Annotated in this window: 1 protein-coding gene; it reads right to left on the bottom strand. The window is 43.4% G+C overall.

Going from position 1 to position 2,334, the window contains the following annotated elements:
• A partial coding sequence (locus K5Q92_RS23555) for a TonB-dependent receptor domain-containing protein (protein ID WP_220771221.1) occupies positions 1-2,200 on the bottom strand: 2,200 nt, incomplete at its 3' end.
• Positions 2,201-2,334 lie beyond the last annotated feature (134 nt).

The raw sequence follows: 2,334 nt of genomic DNA, 5'->3' as shown, positions 1-2,334 counted from the left end.
ATGCCCAGTAATCGACTGTGATTGAGAAACCGTCTAGATAACTAGGCGTATAAACCGCACCAACAGTGTAATCGTTTGAAGTTTCAGCTTTTAGATCAGGGTTACCCGCATTGCTTCCTGGGTGGTTACTTAAGTACCACTCATCAGATGGATTCCAACCTTCTGGCAAGCCTGCTGCCTGACAGTTCTTCTTACGGTTATCATTTGGACCTAGCTCAACGTTGATCTTGTCACAAACGTCAGTAAAGCTCTCAAATGTTTGACCCGCTGGGCTAAATAGCTCACCGATGTTTGGTGCACGTACTGATTTAGAACGTGTAGCACGAAGACGAAGATCTTCGATTGGTGCCCAGTTTAGACCCACCTTCCATGCATCATCTTGACCCGCAGTGCTGTAATCCATCCAGCGATACGCTAAATCTAGACCTAAGTCGTGTGCAAGGAACATATCTGAAAGTAGCGGAATGCTAAATTCAGCGGCAAATTCAGTAACATCAAACTCACCACGCATTGGGTTAGCACTGTTACCAAAAATAGTACCATCGATTAATGCTTGATCTGGATTAGTTTCAGACTCTTCCTTACGGTAATCGGCACTAAATGCAGCACTGACATAACCTGCTGGCAGATCAAATAGCGCACCACTAACAATTAAACCAGCACTTGTTTGTGTCGTCTTAGCCGTTTGACCAGCACTTGTGAGCACCCAATCGATGGACTCTTGGCTTGCTTGGTTCTCACCCAGTAGGTTCATAGGCAAACAACCCGCAGCACGTGCATCGGCATCACGACAAACAATTTCACCATCTAAGAAGATAGCATCTTTAGCCTGCTCATAACGCTCATCCCATATTTGACCTTTCCATAGCGTGGTTTCTTTTAGCTGACCACGCTGGGCGTGGAAAGAGTAATCCCAGTCATCGTTAATCGCCCCTTCAATACCCACTAAGAAACGCATGGTTTCACGGTCTTGGTTATAGGTACGGTTACCAAATTCTCTATCGATACGATAAAGGTTAAGATAATCCATACCAGTATCAGCCATCACCTGACGCGTATCTTCAGGAAGGAAAGCGTTATCGGCCATGATAGGGTTCCAAGTATGGAATACAGGCGTGCTCTCACCGTTAGATGTGTAATCAACATAGGTAATTTCAGTGAAAATCTTATGATCGTCATTGAGTTCATAATCAGTATTTAGGGTAAATACCATACGCTCAAGTGGTGTACGAACTAAACCGTAATCAACCGGATCATAACCTTCACAGCTTGGGCCACAGTAGTTGCCGTTCGTACCTGGGCCAGGAATTAGACCTTCACCGTAATCGAAGATCTTCATGTTGCCATCTTTATCGAAAGTATACTGGTTCTCCCAGTTCCCATCAAAAAAAGTACCCGCTTCGTTAATCCAAGACAGTGGCTTACGACCTTCATATGGAATACGTGTTGGTGCACCTTCAGAAGTATCAGGGTTATAAATACTTGTAACAGGATTATCTAAGAAGTCTCTATCAGTATTACGTAGCTCTTGCTGCTCAGAATAGGTAAAGTTAAATACCGTTGACAGCTTATCATCTAAGAAATTGCCACCGGCAGTTAGAGAGAACTGACTCTCTTCACCACCGCTTTGCTCTGGTTGAATATAAGAAGCATCAAGCTCAACACCTTCAACATCGGTTCGAGTGATAATGTTAATTACACCAGCAATCGCATCTGAACCATATACTGCAGATGCACCACCTGTAATCACTTCAATACGAGAAACCATGGCTGTTGGAATGGTGTTCAAATCGACTGCAGAGTCACCATTAGAGCCGGCAACAAAACGGCGACCGTTAACCAAAACTAGTGTACGGTCAGAGCCTAAACCACGTAAGTTAGTTTGGTTTAGACCATTAGCAAAAATAGTGTTGTTCGAAGTCTCTGGAGAGATACCAACGGTAGATGATGGAAGTTTATTGAGGATATCTGCCACGTTAGTGATACCCATATCCATCATGTCTGCACCAGTAATAACTGTTACAGGAGTTGGAGATAGTTCACCAATTCGCTTAATTTTCGAGCCTGTCACCTCGATTCTTTCAATGCTATCGCCTTCCTGCTCTTCAGCATAAGCTCCGGCACTTGTCATTAACGCTGCACTTGTCGTTGCTAATAGCGCGACCCTTACAGCTTTAGATAAACTGCTTATTGACGTCATATTCAACATTCCCTTTGTTAATTGCGAACTCAATTCTTTCAAATTTGTTGAGTTTTCTAATTTTTTACGCAAGAGAGTGACCCCTAGCTAAGCAACAATTTACAGATTTGTTTCAATGCGTCAATACTTTGTCT

Source organism: Shewanella sp. MBTL60-007 (genome assembly GCF_019654915.1).
In the GTDB taxonomy this organism is placed as follows: Bacteria; Pseudomonadota; Gammaproteobacteria; order Enterobacterales; family Shewanellaceae; genus Shewanella.
Note: the sequence above shows the minus strand (reverse complement) of the source record. Positions and strands in the feature narration are given on the sequence as shown.